General features: G+C 55.2%; 2 tRNA genes. Both read left to right on the plus strand.

The window, feature by feature from the left end:
• Positions 1-123 precede the first annotated feature (123 nt).
• Positions 124-200 (plus strand) — tRNA-Met (locus tag FE296_RS00125).
• Between the two features lie 9 nt (positions 201-209).
• Positions 210-285: transfer RNA gene (locus FE296_RS00130), tRNA-Val, on the plus strand.
• Position 286: the final 1 nt, after the last annotated feature.

A 286-nucleotide genomic window follows, 5' to 3' on the forward strand; every position in this document is an offset into this window, starting at 1 on the left:
AAGTGGCTATAAGGGGACCCTCTGCTAAGGGGTTAGACTGCGTAAGCGGTGCGAGGGTTCGAATCCCTCTCTCTCCGCCATCTTTACCTAAAGATGGACAAGCAATCAAGACACAATTAATATGGCGGTGTAGCTCAGCTGGCTAGAGCGTACGGTTCATACCCGTAAGGTCGGGGGTTCGATCCCCTCCGCCGCTACCATATTACCCAGGAGGCTTAGCTCAGCTGGGAGAGCATCTGCCTTACAAGCAGAGGGTCGGGGGTTCGATCCCCTCAGCCTCCACCAT

The organism is Paenibacillus sp. UASWS1643 (genome assembly GCF_008693195.1).
In the GTDB taxonomy this organism is placed as follows: Bacteria; Bacillota; Bacilli; order Paenibacillales; family Paenibacillaceae; genus Paenibacillus; species Paenibacillus amylolyticus_B.